The sequence below is a fragment of the Acidiluteibacter ferrifornacis genome, assembly GCF_009909615.1.
In the GTDB taxonomy this organism is placed as follows: Bacteria; Bacteroidota; Bacteroidia; order Flavobacteriales_E; family Vicingaceae; genus Acidiluteibacter; species Acidiluteibacter ferrifornacis.
The window spans coordinates 430,242-446,892 of sequence record NZ_WWNE01000005.1 but is presented as its reverse complement, the minus strand read 5'-3'; the positions used below and the strand labels follow the sequence as shown (position 1 = coordinate 446,892).

Here is a 16,651-nt window from a genome sequence, read left to right as displayed (position 1 = left end):
AAATCCACGCTTCTTTAAAAGAATAAAATGAACATTCGTTTACTTTTTTCCTATAATTAGTCGTTATGTCTCCGCCCGTTTGGCTAACGGGTCTTCGCCTACGGTAAATAACCGCTCAAATTGATTTAATTTTCTTTTTGCCGCCCCAAGGTTTTTCTGCCGACGCTAATCAAATAAGTTTTCATCTTTGCCTTGCTGAAGCCTCCCAAAAAGATTTCAAACACATTTGCTTTTTTCCTCGCTTTTTTTAGATTTCGGTTGCTATCAAATTTTCGTTGATACTATGAGAATTGAAATAACGAGATTGTTTTAAATTTTAAAAAATCGGTCATAGCCCTGTTTACTCAGCTAAAGCTTCGATAAATTCTAATAAATAATAGCCTTATATTGAAACTATTATTTATTTTTCTTTTTTCCTTTGATGAAAAAAGAAACAAAAAAATCAAGAAAAAACAATGCTTCCTCGCTCTCTGTGCAAATGCAAGAATTACTATAAAAGTAATTTCTCCGCTAAGGCGGAGAAAGACGTAAACGCCTTTTATGTATTTCTAAGCATTTGTCCATTCACTGCCATCGCCGTCCCGCTGTTTTTTCAGGCTAACGCTTTTACATTAGTAGTTTTATTTAACATAATATTAAGTTAGTTTTTTCCAAATTGTTTACCTTTGCCTTTGTGAAAATTTTTGCAGCAATTTTAGGTGTTTTCTTTTTGTGCTTGGCAACCTTGCCTTGTGCTGATGCTGCACCTATTGAAAATCAATCTATTGAATTGTCTCAAGAACATGAACATGATCACGAAGGACAAGCAGATAATTGTACACCATTTTGTCACTGTCATTGCTGCCATGTTCATGTAACTATTGTTGCCAACAACAAACCATTGGCAAATATTGCAGCTTTAAACGAACAAGTTTCTCAGTATCGTTCATTTGCTGTAAACGATATTTCAATCTCTCTTCTTCGCCCTCCTATCGTTTAATTCAAAGACTAAATAGGGGAAGTACGTTTTGTGCTTTCTTATTCTAATTTTTTTGAATTAAATACAAAACATTATGATAGATAATATCATAGCTTGGTCAATTAAGAACAAGCTTATGGTTGCTTTATTAACTCTTGCCTTAATTGGTACAGGATTATGGAGCATTACCAAAGTACCCATTGATGCCGTTCCTGACATCACTAATAATCAGGTTCAAGTAATTACACAAGCTCCTAACTTAGGAACAGAAGATATTGAGCAGTTTGTAACTTATCCAGTGGAAGTTGCCATGGCAAACTTACCCGGAGTTACTGAAATTCGCTCCGTTTCCCGATTTGGACTATCCGTTGTAACCATTGTTTTTGAAGATGATTTTGGTAATTATCTTCCTCGACAATTGGTAGCTGAAAAGCTAACTGAGGTAAAAGAAAAAATTCCACAAGGCTTTGGAGAGCCAATGATGGGGCCAATAAGTACAGGCTTAGGAGAAATTTATCAATACACTTTAGAAGTTGCTCCTGAATTTGAAGGTAAATACTCCGCTACTGAACTAAGAACAATACAAGATTGGATCATTCGCCGGCAAATGGCAATGGTCAAAGGAGTGGTTGAAGTAAATGCTTTCGGAGGAAGTGTAAAACAATATGAAGTTGCTGTAAATCCCGAAGAATTGAAAGCGATAGGAATAACCATTGCTGATTTGATGGAAGCCCTGAATTTAAATAATCAAAATACAGGTGGAGCTTATATTGAAAAGAACCACCAAGCCAATTTTATACGGGGCGAAGGTTTGGCAAGAAGTGTTGAAGACCTTGAAAACATAGTTGTAACAACTGCAAATGGTTTACCTATTACTGTAAAAGATGTTGCCACTGTTAGATTTGGTCAAGCCATTCGATATGGAGCTTTGACCAAAGACGGAAAAGGCGAAGCTGTTGGGGGAATGATTCTGATGCTGAAAGGTGCAAATTCTGACGAAGTAGTTGATGCAGTTAAGTTAAGAGTTGAAGACATTCAAAAATCGTTGCCCGAAGGCGTAAGCATTGAGCCTTTTTTAGATAGGAGTTCTTTGATTGCTAAAACCACAGGAACAGTCAGTACAAACTTGATTGAAGGGGCATTGATTGTCATTTTTGTGTTGGTTTTCTTGTTAGGAAATTGGCGAGGCGGTTTAATAGTAGCTTCAACAATTCCATTGTCATTACTGTTTGCTTTTATTTTAATGAATGTTTTCGATGTATGGGCAAACCTGATGAGTTTAGGAGCGATTGACTTCGGAATTATCATTGATGGAGCAGTAATTATTGTAGAAAGTACGGTCTTTTTTCTTCATGATAAAGTGCTAAAGAAAAAGGAAATAACCGAAGGAGTTCGAAATGGAGTGGCAAAAAGTTCAGCATCAAAAATGATGAACTCAGCCTTTTTCGGTCAGTTGATTATTCTAATTGTTTTCATTCCAATCTTAGCGTTAGAAGGTGTTGAAGGCAAAATGTTTCAACCTATGGCATTGACTTTTATGTTTGCCATGATTGGAGTAATGATTCTTTGTTTGACTTACGTTCCAATGATGTCAGCTTGGTTTATAAGAGTTCCTAAAAACAACAAACTTTCTTGGGGTGATAAATTCGTTGTTAAAGTTGAGAACATTTACGAAAGAAGTTTAGGTAAAGCATTAGGAAAAGCAAAATGGATCATTGGACTTGCAGTTGTGTTATTAGGAATTTCTGTATTCATTTTCTCCCGATTAGGTGGCGAATTTATTCCGCAGTTAGATGAGGGCGACCTTGCATTTCATGCCATATTAAAACCCGGGAGCTCCCTTTCTGAAACAATTGAAACCACGACCAAAATTGAAAAAATAATCAAAGAAAACTTCCCCGAAGCTGTTCATGTGATTAGCAGAATTGGTGTTGCAGATGTACCGACTGACCCTATGCCGATGGATATTGCAGATTGTTTTATTATTCTAAAACCAACCGATGAGTGGATTTCAGCGGAAAGCAAAGAAGATTTGATTGATAAAATCAAAGAAAAAATAGAGCAAGTACCGGGAGTAAATTATGAATTTACACAACCCATTGAAATGCGATTTAATGAACTGTTAACCGGAGTTCGAGAAGATATTGCAGTGAAACTTTTTGGTGAAGATTTAGAAGTGTTGGCAGAAAAAGCAGAAGAAATGGGGAAATTAATTGCTCCCATTCAAGGAGTCGCCGATATGAAAGTAGAAGCAACAAGCGGCTTACCTCAAATGACAGTAAACTACAACCGCCAAAAATTAGCTCAATATGGTTTAACGATTTCTGAACTGAATACTACGGTGCAATCGGCATTTGCAGGCGGAATAGCAGGGGTTATTTTTGAAGGAGAAAGGCGTTTCGACTTGGTAGTTCGTTTAGACGATAGCCACCGACAAGGGATTGACGATTTGAAAAACTTGTACGTTAATTTACCAAATGGCTCTCAAATTCCGTTGAATGAAGTGGCTAAGGTTAGTTACGAACCCGGACCAATGCAAATTAGTAGAGATAATACCAACCGAAGAACTTATGTTGGGATTAATGTAAGAGGTAGAGATGTAAAATCTTTGGTTACTGAAATTCAAGAAAAGTTGGATGCCGAATTGGATTTACCTGCCGGATATTACATTCGATACGGAGGTGCTTTTGAAAATTTGGAACGTGCTACCAATCGGTTAAAAATTGTTGTTCCCATTGCATTGGGATTGATTTTCTTACTCATCTTTTTTGCATTAAAATCAATTAAACAAACTATTATGATTTACATGGCTATTCCGTTGGCTGCCATTGGTGGCATTATTTCGCTGTGGCTGAGAGATATGCCTTTTAGTATATCGGCAGGTGTTGGATTTATTGTGTTGTTTGGAGTAGCGGTTTTGAATGGCTTGGTTTTAATTAGCGGTTGGAATGAACTAAAAGAAGAAGGAGAAACCAATTTGAATGAACGAATTAGAATTGGTGCTAAAAGAAGAATTCGCCCCATTATGTTAACGGCTCTAACAGATATTTTAGGCTTTCTTCCTATGGCTATTTCTACTTCGGCAGGAGCTGAAGTTCAGCAGCCTTTGGCGACAGTAGTTATTGGAGGTATGATTTCCGCTACTTTGCTGACATTATTTATTTTACCATTGCTTTATCGTTGGGTAGAAAACAGAAACAATTCTTCTATAGCAACTAAGCCAACAGCGATTATTGCAAGTTTGTTGTTTGTCTTTTGTTTTGCTCAATCTAATAAGCTACAAGCTCAGGAAAGTCAAACTCTGCTTCCAATTTCCATGGAAGTGGCAGTAAATAAAGTGATGAAAAACTACCCTACTTTAAAAGCCATGCAATTGGAAGTCGAAAATCAAGAAGCACTGAAAAAAACGACTTGGGATTTTGGTAAAACTTCTGTCTTTACAGGTGGCGAAGAATTAAACGGCATTAACGAAGGAGTTAAGAATGTTGTTGGAATTCAGCAGCAAAACATGGATGTTTTCTCGATTCCTGCGAAAAGCAAACTGCAAAAGGAAAAGGTGCTTTTGGCTAAAAGTAATTTGGAGCTTTCTAACTTGGAATTAAGCATTCAAGTAAAACAGGATTATGGGAGCTTATATTCTAAAATGCAGTTATATAACTTGTATGAAGAGTTGGATTCTACCTTTGTAGAATTTGAACGTGCAGCCAAAATTAGATATAAAACCGAGGCAACTTCTCATTTGGCCTACTTATCTGCTTCCAATCAAGCAAAGAAGATAAGCAATGAGAAGAATCAGGCATTTCGAGATTATCAAATTGCAATTCAACAATTTAATCGATGGTTTTTAGGCGATACACTTTATACTGTTGAACCAACAATTGAAAAAGCTCCGCTTACGATTTCGCTAAACCCTTCCATAGAAAACCATCCGGTTCTTTTAATGGAAAATCAGAAAGTAAAAGTTGCAGAGCAAAGCATCAAAGCTGCTCAGTCTAATTACCTTCCACAATTAAACCTTCAATATGGCGTGCAGGAAGTTTCAGGAGAAAGTGGCTTTTATCAGTATCAATTAGGCGTAAACATTCCCTTGTTTTTCAATACAGATAAAGGAAAAGTTCAATCTGCTAAAATTAACAGCAAAATTGCAGAAGAGCGGAAATCACAAGCTACTATTCAGCTGAAAAGCGAATATGCACAAGCCCAAGAGAATTATTTGAAATGGAAAGAAGCTTGGAATTATTACGAAAAAGAAGCCTTAGAATTAGCAAAAGAACAACGAAATGGAGCTTCAATTGCTTACCGTGAAGGTGCGATAGATTACATCAGCTTCTTGCAATTGGTAAAAGATGCAATTGAAATTGAACGAGATGGATGGCAGACTTATCAGGAATACCTAAACAGCCAATTTAAATTAGAATATTTTATCAATGTTCAATGATAAAATGAGAAATGTAGAATTAAAAATTATTAAGAAATGCTTTTGTCAGACTGAGCGGAGTCGAAGTTGACAAAAATAAAATATAAAGAGATGAAAACAATATATATAAATAAATTATTCGCAGTCTTTTTCCTATTTGGTTTAATTGCTTGCGGAAGTTCGGAAAATCAAGAAAACAACCATGGACATGACCATGACGGAGAAGAAAGTCATGGAGAAATGGCTGAGAAAAAGAATCATGAGGAAGATAAGGGAGTTCATTTTTCCATTACTCAGTTTAATGCATTGGAAATTAAAATAGATACCATTCCTCAACGAAGTGTGGCTGCCTATGTAGAAACCAACGGACAATTGGAAGTTCCACCGCAAAATGAAGCAAGTGTTACAGCTATTATTGGAGCAAACATAAGCTCCATTAAAGTGATTGAAGGCGACAAAGTTGAAAAAGGTCAAGTTTTAGCTTATATCAATCATCCCGAATTAATTCAATTACAAAGCAATTACAACAGCAATTGGAATGAATTACAATATTTAGAGCTAGAGTTCAATCGACAACAAAAGCTTTATGATGAGAAGGTAGGCTCCGGCAAAGAATTACAACGCATAAAGTCTGACTATCAGTCAAAAAAATCCTTGGTTAATGGTTTAGCTGCACAGTTGAAGCTCTTAGGAATTTCAACAACCTCAGTTAAAAATGGTAAAATAATCGAACAAATAGCGGTTCGTTCTCCTATTGAAGGTTATGTTCGATTGGTAGAAATTAAAACAGGACAATACGTTACTCCACAAACGGAACTTTTTGAGATTGTGAATTTAGAACACATTCATGCTGATTTTATGGTGTTTGAAAAGGATATTGCAAAGGTTCAGGAAGGGCAAAAAATTAGGTTTAAGGTAGAATCTATCGAAAAAGAGTTAAACGCTTCTGTTTACTCGGTTGGAAAGAATTTTGAGCAAAATCCTAAAGCCATTCACATTCATGCAGAAATAGAAAATAAAAGTGGCTTGCTTTTACCCGGAATGTATGTTCGAGGAAAAATATTAACCGCTGATTCTATGGGAATGGCATTGCCCGAAGCCGCAGTGATAAGAGACAATGGTAAAGATTATATTTTTTCTGCAAAGAAAGAATCTGAAGATGAATGGGAGTTTACTCCGATTGAAGTTATTGCAGGACTTACAAGCGATGGATGGACAGAAATAAAACCGCTTGAAGTAATCCCAAAATCAACGAAGGTAGCTTGGAATAATGCTTACTATATTTTAGCCGAAATGCAAAAGGGAGAAGCTGAACATAGCCATTAAAAAATATTATTGTTCAATTTTAAAAGTAAAATTAATGACAATGCCTTATGAGTAATAATTCCGCTAAAGTTTCAAAAGTTGGCATTAAGACGACAATTATTGGAATTGTAGTGAGTACATTATTGGCTATTATAAAATTACTTGGTGGGATTTTTGGGCATTCGTATGCCTTAATTGCCGATGCGATTGAATCTGCAACTGATATTGTAACTTCTTCCCTTTTATTGGTGGGGTTAAAATGGTCGGCTAAACCTGCCGATGAAAACCATCCCTATGGTCATGGTAAAATTGAGGCTTTAGTTGCATTATTCATTTCATTGGCTTTATTAACCGCTGCATTTTTCATTGTAAAAGAGAGCATTCAACACATCCAAAACCCGCATAAAATACCTGCACCTTTTACCTTATTGATCTTAATTTTTGTAATTTTTGGCAAAGAAATTATGTATCGCTTTGTATTAAAAAAAGCTAAACAATCGAATAGTGAAATACTGAAAGCAGATGCGATTCATCATCGGTCAGATGCAATTACTTCCATTGCAGCTTTTATAGGAATTTTCATTGCAATAATTGGTGGTAAAGGATATGAAGTTGCTGATGATTGGGCAGCTTTATTTGCTGCATTATTCATTATCTACCATGCTTTTGGAATTGGCAGATCTGCTGTAGGCGAATTGCTCGACGAAGCTATGGGTGTTGAATTGCATGACAAAATAAAAACAATAGCGAAAAAAAATCCACAGGTTTTTAAAGTAGAACAATGTCATTCAAGAAAGATGGGTTCTTTCTATCAAATAGATATGCACTTATGGGTAAATGGCAAATTAACTGTAGAAGATGGCCATGAAATTGCTCATGAAGTGAAAGACAAAATTATTGAAAGCGTTCCTCAAATATTAAATGTTCATATTCACATTGAACCAAATACGAATTAAAAATTTAAACCAATGATAAAAATTACAACAGGAAAAGAAAATATTTATACAATAGCAACAGATAAATTGACAGATAAAGATTACGATCAGTTATTGCCGCTATTGAGGGAAAAAATCACAATTCACAAACACATCAATTGGCTTTTTCAGATGAAGGATTTTAAAGGATGGTCGTTGAGTGCCTTTTGGAGAGATGTTAAATTTGATATAAAAAACAAAGAAAAGTTCAACAAAATAGCAATTGTAGGCCATTCGGATTGGCAAGAAGTTATGACTGAGCTGATGAAACCTTTTACAAATGCCGACATCCGGTATTTTAAGGAAAGTCATGTTTCAAAAGCTAAGAATTGGATAAAAGAGTAATTATGGGACATAATCACGGAAATCAATCGGGCAAAAACCTAAGAACTGCCTTTTTATTGAATATTGGCTTTACCATCTTTGAAATTTTTGGCGGGCTTTACGTGAATAGTGTTGCCATTATTTCAGACGCTGTACATGATTTGGGCGATAGTATCTCCTTGGGTATCTCTTGGTATTTAGATAAGAAGTCGAAGCAAGAAGGAAATAAGCAATTCAGTTTCGGTTTCAAACGCTTTTCATTGTTAGGAGCCTTAATAAATTCTTTGGTGCTAATTGGTGGTTCAGTCTATGTGATTTATGAAGCCATTCAACGTTTAATTGAGCCTGAACTATCAGATGCAAACGGAATGATCGTATTTGGAATTATTGGTGTTGCCGTTAACGGTTATGCAGCTTGGAAAATGAGTTCAGGAAAAACACTAAACGAGAAGGTAGTTTCGTGGCATTTGTTAGAAGATGTTTTAGGATGGGCAGCAGTCTTAATTGTAGCCATTGTATTAAAATTTTATGAATCTCCTTATTTAGACCCTGCATTATCTCTTTTTATTACCGCTTACATTTTATTCAATGTGGTAAAACGATTGAAAGAAACCCTAACCATTTTTCTGCAAGGTGTACCTGATGATATAAGCATAGATAAAATTGAAGAGGAATTAATACAAATTAAAAATGTGGATTCTATCCATCACACTCATATTTGGTCACAAGAAGGCGAACACCACGTATTTAGCACACATTTAAAATTGAAACATATTTCTGATTTAGCGCAGCTTCTAACAGTTAAAACTGAAATTAAAAACAAATTAAAGCCTTACCACTTTGAGCATTGTACGGTAGAAACTGAATTGGATAAGGAAACTTGTGGATTAGATTAAGAATGATAAAACTAAAAGAAAAAGTTAACGAATTTATAAAACGTATAAAGCATCAATTATTGATTCTACACCTTAGTTATTCTGATTCAAGAATTCCTACTTATTCCAAATTTTTAATATTTCTAACGCTTGCTTATGCATTAAGTCCAATTGATTTAATACCTGATTTTATTCCTATTTTAGGGTTATTGGATGATCTTTTAATTTTGCCAATAGGAATCTATTTCTCAATTAAAACTATTCCAAAAGCTGTAATTGAAACCTCCAAGAAGAAGGCAGAAAAGTATAAGTGGAATAAAAAGAAAAGCCTTTATGGAGTATTAATCGTTTTGGCTATTTGGATAGGAATGGGGTTTCTTTTTTATTGCAAGTACTACTAAGGAAAATGAAAAAGTCAACTTTTAATATAACCCAAATGGTTTGTCCATCTGAAGAACAAATGATTCGGATGAAATTGGAAAGTTTAGAGGGCATCAAGCAGCTCAATTTTGATATTCCCAATCGGACTTTAGCAGTAATCCATTCAATTGAATCTTCGGAAATCTTAGATAGTTTAGAAGATTTAAAATTGGGAACAACACTCACTTCAGAAGGTGAGAATGTAAATTATGAAGTGGTTAATAATTCAGATCATAATGAACGAAAAATGCTGTGGGTAGTTCTAATCATCAATTTTGCGTTCTTCATCATTGAGTTACTCTATGGTTGGTTATCAAACTCTATGGGTTTAATTGCCGACTCCTTAGATATGTTGGCAGATTCGTTAGTCTACGCAATGAGCCTAATGGCGGTTGGTAGAACTTTAATAAGAAAGAAGAAAGTAGCTAAGTGGAGTGGTTATTTTCAAATTTTGTTGGCAATTATAGGGTTAGCTGAATTGTTCAGAAGAGTATTTGTTAGCTCTGTTACTCCTGAATTTAAAGAAATGATAGGCATTTCAATTCTTGCTCTTATCGCAAATTCGGTTTGTTTGTATTTAATTCAAAAATCAAAAAGTAAGGAAGCCCACATGCAAGCATCCGCCATTTTTACCTCTAATGATATAATAATTAATACAGGAGTAATTGTAGCAGGTGTTTTAGTTTACTTTACTCAAAGTAAATATCCTGATTTAGTTATAGGGTTAATCATTTTTGCAATTGTAGTTAAAGGAGCTTTTAGGATATTGAAGTTAAGCAAATAGATTATTCCTCCCCTATTCCATACACTTTTGTCTCCGCTATGCTGCGTCAAAAAAGTATTCCATGCTAACACATGATAAAAGAGAAAAACCTTCCCTCCTTTTTAAAAAGAAATTAAACCAAGCCCCGCATAAAAATTTTGTCATGCTTTTGGAGTTTTTAAGAGAGAAAAAGCCCGCCAAAATTTTAAGGCTGCGTTATTTAACATAACGCAGTACATTATAGGACAAAAGTAGTAATTTCCGTAATACGAGTTTTTGCGAGTATTTACACATAATATTAGTTCTCGGACTTTAGTTCGATAACGATAGCGATTATGTTAAGGAAAATACAGCACGTATTCTAAAGGAATATATAACTCTATGCTTTTGTCAACCTGCCTGCTGTTGCAATGGCCACCGCTCGGCAGGCAGGCTATAATGGATATTATGTCTGCGTCTCATTTAAGCTTTTGTAAGCTTTGCTTTCAGCAAAACCAACAAATACTAAATCTCAACTTGCTTTGCTTATGGCAGCAAAGTAAATAGCTCACACAAGCCACCCTTTTTTATTCTCGTTATGCAAGACGATTGTACTATAATTTAAAAATACGCGATTCTCAGGAAGCTTAGTTTTTTAAGCGGTATATCATTTTGTCCTTATAATTAGTCGTTATGCTAAATAGCCGCACAGCAACGTTATTTGCTTATAAAATATTTTTGTTTGGAAATAACAAAAAATTTTAAGCACAAATCCAGCCGCTTCTGCCAATACATCTTTAAATATTTATTCTTTTGCCCTCGATCAAAAATTTTATGTTGGTATTTCACTTGCATAAAAAATACGTTTGCCTTAATAATTTTAAGGCTTTATTTATTCATGTCATTATTATTGTTTTTTAGCGGTATTCATGAACTCGTAAACTCGTTTCGCATTTTTCTATGCTGCGTTCACTGGCGTTAATTATATGTTCATTTTGCCTTGATGCAAAACGAACCAAAAAATCAAGAAAGAAATATGCTGCAATGCTCTCTGTACAAATGCAAGTACTACTATTAAAGTAGTTCCTCCACTTAGGCGAAGAAAAACGTAAACGCCTTTAATGTATTACTAAGCATTTGTCCATTAGCTCACTGTTTCTTATTGTTTTCGGGTGTTCGTGAACTCACGTTTCACAGCCCACGCTTGCCCGCATTTCTTTCTGGCTTACGCTCTATTTAACATAATGTTTAAAGATTCTCTATTTTAATTATTTAATTCGGTTAGCAAATTCCATATATAACAACCATAAAGAATAAGTAATAGACATACTAGAAAAAAACAAAATGAAAGGCATTTATTAAAAAAATAAGAATCTAATCTATGTTTAGAAAGAGACTTTGTAATAACAAATTGTTTAATTTCTAGGCTTTATTTAAAAATGATTTTTAATATTCCTGTATTTTCTATTATTTTAGTTTTGGTAGAAAATTATTTTTCTTTCATATCCAATTGCAGTAAATATTTTGTTTCAGTAATTGATTTCCATTCAAGTCTCGTTGGTGGAATAATTTTTATTAACTCAAAAATTGGTTTTGGAAAAGAGTTATCGTATTTAAACACCAAAATAAAATCTTGTGCCACTAGTTTTTCTTGTTTTTCTCTTGATTGTGCGTTTAGCGAAAAATCCTCGGTCATTTCAAATAAGTTACCCCAATATTGTAAGTTTTCTAGGTCGTTATAAGCTTTTACATGTTGGTGGATAATTTTATCCTCGTGGTTAAATTTTCGCTCAAAACTATTTTCAACAAAGAACTCCAACACAAGCGTGTCTGTAAATTCTTGTCCATCTAAATAAAGGTAATTAGAATCCATTAAGCTCATATACTCATTTAATAGATTGGAATAATGTGTTTCAATTTCTTGGTTGTTATAAGTAGTAGTAAGTTGTTGGTGATATTGGTTGGGAAGATGATTTACATAACTGTATTGAAGTCGGTGTAATACAAATAGTCCTTCTTTATTTTTAGAAAAATAATGCGTGGTGGGAGGAGAAAGGTTTACCAACTCAACTTTATTATTGCTTTTAGCAAAATTGGCATAAAATCCATCAAACGCTATGATGCTTCCATCTTCGGTATGTTGTTTTAAAATTAATGGAACGGAATACAAATTATTTTTGGAAACGACTTCTTTTTCGGCATCTATAGAAAACTCTAAAATCGTATATGCTATTGCATGTGAAAACTCAAGCGTTTCTGGGTCTTCCTCAAAAGTTTCTATTTCATCAACATAATTATCAAAGTGGTATTCTTCACGTTCTTCTATTTTAAATTCTAAGATTAATTCTTCTGCTGTTTGCGGAAAAGCTATTTGAAAAAAGAATAAATTAAATAGTAGTATAAAAGATTTAGTTTGCATGGTGTTTTTATTTTATAAGTGATGTTAAATTTATAGTCATTACTCCTTTTTGGTAGGGTTCTTCATCAAAATTATAATTGGTAATAATACCAAAATCCCCTACAACTTCTAAATTTGCTCGAACATTTATGGGTAACTCAACAGATTGAATTATCTCATCTTTATCGGGTGAAAAAACATAAAGAGTACTTACATCTATGAATAAAAAATAGTTTTTGTAGGGTACTAAATCTCCTACTACTTCACCAAATTCATTGATATTTAATATTTCTTTCCCTGTGTTTTTATCAAATTTAAAAATTCCTTTATCTCTGTGTATGGTATATAAATAATCTCCTACAATATATGGAGGAGTAGAAAATCCAGAGCCACAGCCATTAGAAAGATTTTTCATATCTATTTTCCATATTTCTCTGCCTGTTATTTTATCCAAACAAAATAGATAAGGCTCAAAAGATGGTAAATAAATTTTATCTCCTTCTGTTGTGCTTCCAAAACCTCCGGTATATCCTACTTTTTTGCTCCATAATTCCTTTCCGGTTTTAATGTCATAAGCTATGTTTTTGCCGTTGTAGTTACTAACAATTAGTATTTCATCTCCCGACAAGGAAAATCCTTCTGAAATTCCTTTACCTGATACTTGAATTAAAAGCTCTCCGGTTTCTTTGTTAAAAACTGCTACTCGGTCGCTAACACCCACTCCGATATATTTTTCGCTTAAATCTTTTGGTGGGGTTTGAGCAGCCCATTCGGAATTCTTATACGCTGATTCCCATACGTATTCGCCTGTTTTAAGATTGTATTTACTCAGCTTTCCGCTTGAATGTATATAAGCAAACTCTTTTCCGTCAAATAAAGGTTTTCCTTTTTCTAAAAATGGAAATTTATACTTCCCTTTTGCATACGGCTCTCCTATATTAAATGCTTGATATTCTTCAATGTTATACCTTTCCTTACCTACAGGAATATATACATCTGAGTTATAAATTACTGCGTTATAGGTTGGTATTGCATCATATAGTGTAACTACATTGTTTTGCCCATAACTAAAAAGGGTTATTAATGCCATAATGGCTGTTAAAATGGTTGTTTTCATCTGTTCTTTTTTTAATTGTTAGATGAAATGCCAGAAAATCATATTGATAGGTTTGATATATCCGTTAATCGGCAATTCGTTTTTTATAATTTTTCAGTTCTACTAAAGTTTATTACTATATTTTTTCCATATATTTTGTGTGGTTGTATCGATATTCCTGCGAAATAATATTGATCAGATAAAAGTATAATTCTGTGTCCTAAGTCAGCTACCTCATCATCAATTAACAAACTAACTAAATGATAAAACCCTGAGTTTTCATCAGCATAGCCACAGCATTCTGCATCATGTATTTTTTTGCAATTTTTTCTATTGTGTCCTATTCTTCCCAGCTTTCCTGCTTCTATTGCCCAACATTTGGCAGACTTAAACATTGTTTCATTTGGTTGAAGAGCATGAAGCGGTTTAAGTTTGTTTAATTCTTTAAGTAAGGATTTTACGTATCGATTACTTTTGTAAGCACTACCATATTCTTGTTCGGCAAAAAACACTACTACTTCAATAAATTTTTGAGGTTGCATTCTTGCCAAATTCATCCACATGAATGCTTTTTTCTCTTGATAACTCATATAATCAGCACTAATAGCGGTGTTGGCTAAGTCTATTTCTTCTTGAGAAAAATAATTAAGTGGTTTGGCATCAACCTGGGCATTTAGTACGCTTGAGTACAACAACATTGTCAATAATAATATTTTATAAATCATATCCAATTATTTTGTTTACAATAGTTGACCACTTGAGCTGTACTTTTTAACTCAGTTTTACTTATAATTCTTCTTCTGTGAGTATCAACAGTGTTAGATGATAGATGTAATCTTTCAGCTATTTCTTTGCTTGATAATCCTTTATTTAACTCTACAATTATTTCCAGTTCTCTGCGGGTAAAAGGGCATTCGTTTTCTTTCTCAAACCGAACGCCTATGATGCTTACATCATCTATTTGTTCTAAATTTCCTTTCCATTTCTCAAATACATCCAGTAATTCTTGTTTTTGGTCGTCCATAGTCTTTTCAGCTATTTGCATTATCAGGTTTTTAAACTGAACCGATTTGAATTTCTTTCCTTTTTCGCCTCCAAACTGATCGGCATAACCATCAGAAAATAAATAGATGGCATCTTTGTTTTGTAATTTAATTTCATGAAAACTGAATGGCAATAACCTGTCATCAAAACCTACTGACTGGTTGTCTGGCTTTATTACTTCTATTTCTTTGTTTTTTTCTCTGTATATCCATAGCGGATTGTTGGCACCACTCCATTGTAACACGCCTGTTACTTCGTTTAATACACATAAACTAATATCCATGCCATCTTTTATTTGTTCTTTGTTGCCTGTTTTGGTAAAGGTTTCTACTACCAATTCTCGTGTTTTATTTAAGATATCTGCCGGATTTTTACAGTTTAATTCGTTTACCGATTTGTTCAGTGCGTTGGCACAAACTACACTTACCATTGCTCCGGGAACTCCATAACCCGTACAATCGGCTACGGCAAACATGGTTAACTCATTTTTTACCTCCATCCAATAAAAATCGCCCGATACTATTTCTTTAGGTTGAAACAGAATAAATGATTGTTCTAAATATTCTTTCACTATTCGTTGAGGAGGTAGTATGGCATCTTGCAATCGCTTGGCATATTGTATGGAGTCCATTATCTCCTGATTCTTTTCCTCTACTAATAGTTTTTGTTTTTCGGCTTCGGCATGTTCTTTTTGGGCAATGTCTCGTTGGGTTTCTGCTTCAATTTTTTGGATATCAACTTCTTTCTTTTGTTCTGCTATAATGTTTTTTTGCGTGTTAGTTACTCGGAAGCGGTTATACATAATACCACCAAAAACAAGCAACAAACCTACACCTCCATATAAAGCATATTGCTGATTTCGTTGGGCTTTTACTTCTGCTTTTTGTTGGGCTATTTCGGCTTCTTTTATTTTTATTTCTTTGGCATTCGCCAGACTGTCTATGGCTGCTTGTTTTTCATACTCGTACTGCAATTCTTGTTGTACAGTTGCTTTGTAATCATCTTCTCCTTGTATTTTATCTTTAAGCAAAATGTATTTTTGATAATAACTAAAAGCCAGTTGAATTCTGTTGGTTGATTTATAAACTTCTGTCAATCCATAACAAGCGTTTTGTAATCGAAGGTCTAATTTGGATTGTTCACTTATGTTTTCTAATAGTAGAAAATGCTTTTCTGCATTTTTGTAATCAGAAATAGATTTATAAAACCATCCTAAGTGTTCTAATACCAATGTCTTGCCTCTTATGTCGTTTAATTCTTCAGCTAAACTTAATGCCAATTTATAATACTTTAGTGCTTCAGTATTGTTGTTTAATTCTCGTTGACTCGTTCCAATATTAGTAAGGAGTATGATTTCATTTCTTTTGTCTCCTAATTTTTTAAGTATGTCAAGTGCTTTTAAATGATACTCAATTGTTTTGGTGTAGTTGCTTTTTTGGGCAAACACATTTCCTATATTACAAAGGTTTACATATATTTCTCTTTTATTATTGTATTTTTCAGCCACACTTAATGCCTTAGAACTATATTCAAAAGCTTTATCATAGTTTCCTAATCCAAAAAAAACACTTCCTATTCCTCCTAAAGGAATAGATTGATTACTATCAATTCCCAACTCTTCATTCATTTTTAATACACTAAAATAATAAGCAAACGCTTCAGAATAATTGTCTTGAATTAAATAAATATTAGCTATTTCACTTAGGTAGTTTGCTTTTGCATACTTGTCTCCTATCTTCTCATTCAACTCAACTGCTTCAAAAAATTTTTTTAGTGCTTTTGTATAATCTGTTTTAAGTTTATAGGCATTTCCCTTGATGCTTAAAAAAGCTGCTAACTCTTTTTTTAATTGTTTCTTTTTGGCAAAGTCACATCCTATTTTAGCGTAGTATAAAGCACTATCGGGGTTCAACACCCTGTATTTTTGTTTTATAAAATCAGTTAATGCCTTTAGTTTTAATGTATCGGAATTGGTATCATTTTTCCACTCGCTCCATAAAGAATCGATTTTATTATTTTGAGCTATTGTTGGTTTAAAATAAAAACATAATAATACTATCAACAAATAATTTAACAATATGATGTTTGCTCTGTTCAC

At 33.8% G+C, this 16,651-nt stretch carries 12 protein-coding genes; 8 read left to right on the top strand and 4 right to left on the bottom strand.

Features of this window, described 5'->3' with window-relative positions; translation table 11 throughout:
- The first annotated feature begins 673 nt into the window (after positions 1–673).
- The 8 genes from GQN54_RS06305 to GQN54_RS06270 all read left to right on the top strand — a co-directional run bounded on the left by GQN54_RS06305 (position 674) and on the right by GQN54_RS06270 (position 10,057).
- The gene (locus GQN54_RS06305; protein ID WP_160632665.1) at positions 674–979 is read left to right on the top strand and encodes a DUF6660 family protein; all 306 of its coding nucleotides are present in this window, start codon (positions 674–676) and stop codon (positions 977–979) included.
- Positions 980–1,052: 73 nt separating this feature from the next.
- Positions 1,053–5,396 (top strand): CusA/CzcA family heavy metal efflux RND transporter, encoded by a 4,344-nt coding sequence (locus tag GQN54_RS06300; RefSeq protein WP_160632664.1) that lies wholly within the window; start codon positions 1,053–1,055, stop codon positions 5,394–5,396.
- 90 nt (positions 5,397–5,486) lie between these two features.
- Positions 5,487–6,701 (top strand): efflux RND transporter periplasmic adaptor subunit, encoded by a 1,215-nt coding sequence (locus GQN54_RS06295; RefSeq protein WP_160632663.1) that lies wholly within the window; start codon positions 5,487–5,489, stop codon positions 6,699–6,701.
- 47 nt (positions 6,702–6,748) lie between these two features.
- Positions 6,749–7,636, top strand: coding sequence for a cation diffusion facilitator family transporter (locus GQN54_RS06290; RefSeq protein WP_160632662.1), 888 nt, complete (start codon positions 6,749–6,751; stop codon positions 7,634–7,636).
- A 12-nt stretch (positions 7,637–7,648) separates the two neighbouring features.
- Positions 7,649–7,999 carry a SpoIIAA family protein gene (locus GQN54_RS06285; RefSeq protein WP_160632661.1) on the top strand — a complete coding sequence of 117 codons (351 nt, stop codon included), beginning with the start codon at positions 7,649–7,651 and terminating at the stop codon, positions 7,997–7,999.
- Between the two features lie 2 nt (positions 8,000–8,001).
- On the top strand, positions 8,002–8,874 hold the full coding sequence (locus GQN54_RS06280; protein ID WP_160632660.1) for a cation diffusion facilitator family transporter: 873 nt from the start codon (positions 8,002–8,004) through the stop codon (positions 8,872–8,874).
- A gap of 2 nt (positions 8,875–8,876) precedes the next feature.
- Positions 8,877–9,254, top strand: coding sequence for a YkvA family protein (locus tag GQN54_RS06275; RefSeq protein ID WP_160632659.1), 378 nt, complete (start codon positions 8,877–8,879; stop codon positions 9,252–9,254).
- Between the two features lie 5 nt (positions 9,255–9,259).
- Entirely contained in the window at positions 9,260–10,057 is a 798-nt protein-coding gene (locus tag GQN54_RS06270; RefSeq protein WP_160632658.1) for a cation diffusion facilitator family transporter, read from the top strand.
- 1,447 nt (positions 10,058–11,504) lie between these two features.
- Here GQN54_RS06270 and GQN54_RS06265 read toward each other — a convergent pair.
- From GQN54_RS06265 to GQN54_RS06250, 4 genes are all read right to left on the bottom strand, one after another.
- Positions 11,505–12,434, bottom strand: coding sequence for a hypothetical protein (locus GQN54_RS06265; protein WP_160632657.1), 930 nt, complete (start codon positions 12,432–12,434; stop codon positions 11,505–11,507).
- Between the two features lie 7 nt (positions 12,435–12,441).
- Positions 12,442–13,530: an outer membrane protein assembly factor BamB family protein gene (locus GQN54_RS06260; RefSeq protein ID WP_160632656.1), complete on the bottom strand. Its 1,089-nt coding sequence runs from the start codon at positions 13,528–13,530 to the stop codon at positions 12,442–12,444.
- A gap of 83 nt (positions 13,531–13,613) precedes the next feature.
- Complete coding sequence (locus GQN54_RS06255; RefSeq protein ID WP_160632655.1) at positions 13,614–14,234, bottom strand: CAP domain-containing protein; 621 nt, start codon at positions 14,232–14,234, stop codon at positions 13,614–13,616.
- Positions 14,231–16,615: a tetratricopeptide repeat protein gene (locus GQN54_RS06250; RefSeq protein ID WP_160632654.1), complete on the bottom strand. Its 2,385-nt coding sequence runs from the start codon at positions 16,613–16,615 to the stop codon at positions 14,231–14,233. The genes GQN54_RS06255 and GQN54_RS06250 overlap by 4 nt, the downstream gene beginning before the upstream one ends.
- Positions 16,616–16,651: the final 36 nt, after the last annotated feature.

Coding starts and splice junctions, on each gene's coding strand:
- GQN54_RS06300 (WP_160632664.1), top strand. CDS start 1,053: ATGATAGATAATATCATAGCTTGGTCAATTAAGAACAAGCTTATGGTT.
- GQN54_RS06295 (WP_160632663.1), top strand. CDS start 5,487: ATGAAAACAATATATATAAATAAATTATTCGCAGTCTTTTTCCTATTT.
- GQN54_RS06290 (WP_160632662.1), top strand. CDS start 6,749: ATGAGTAATAATTCCGCTAAAGTTTCAAAAGTTGGCATTAAGACGACA.
- GQN54_RS06285 (WP_160632661.1), top strand. CDS start 7,649: ATGATAAAAATTACAACAGGAAAAGAAAATATTTATACAATAGCAACA.
- GQN54_RS06280 (WP_160632660.1), top strand. CDS start 8,002: ATGGGACATAATCACGGAAATCAATCGGGCAAAAACCTAAGAACTGCC.
- GQN54_RS06275 (WP_160632659.1), top strand. CDS start 8,877: ATGATAAAACTAAAAGAAAAAGTTAACGAATTTATAAAACGTATAAAG.
- GQN54_RS06270 (WP_160632658.1), top strand. CDS start 9,260: ATGAAAAAGTCAACTTTTAATATAACCCAAATGGTTTGTCCATCTGAA.
- GQN54_RS06265 (WP_160632657.1), bottom strand. CDS start 12,434: ATGCAAACTAAATCTTTTATACTACTATTTAATTTATTCTTTTTTCAA.
- GQN54_RS06260 (WP_160632656.1), bottom strand. CDS start 13,530: ATGAAAACAACCATTTTAACAGCCATTATGGCATTAATAACCCTTTTT.
- GQN54_RS06255 (WP_160632655.1), bottom strand. CDS start 14,234: ATGATTTATAAAATATTATTATTGACAATGTTGTTGTACTCAAGCGTA.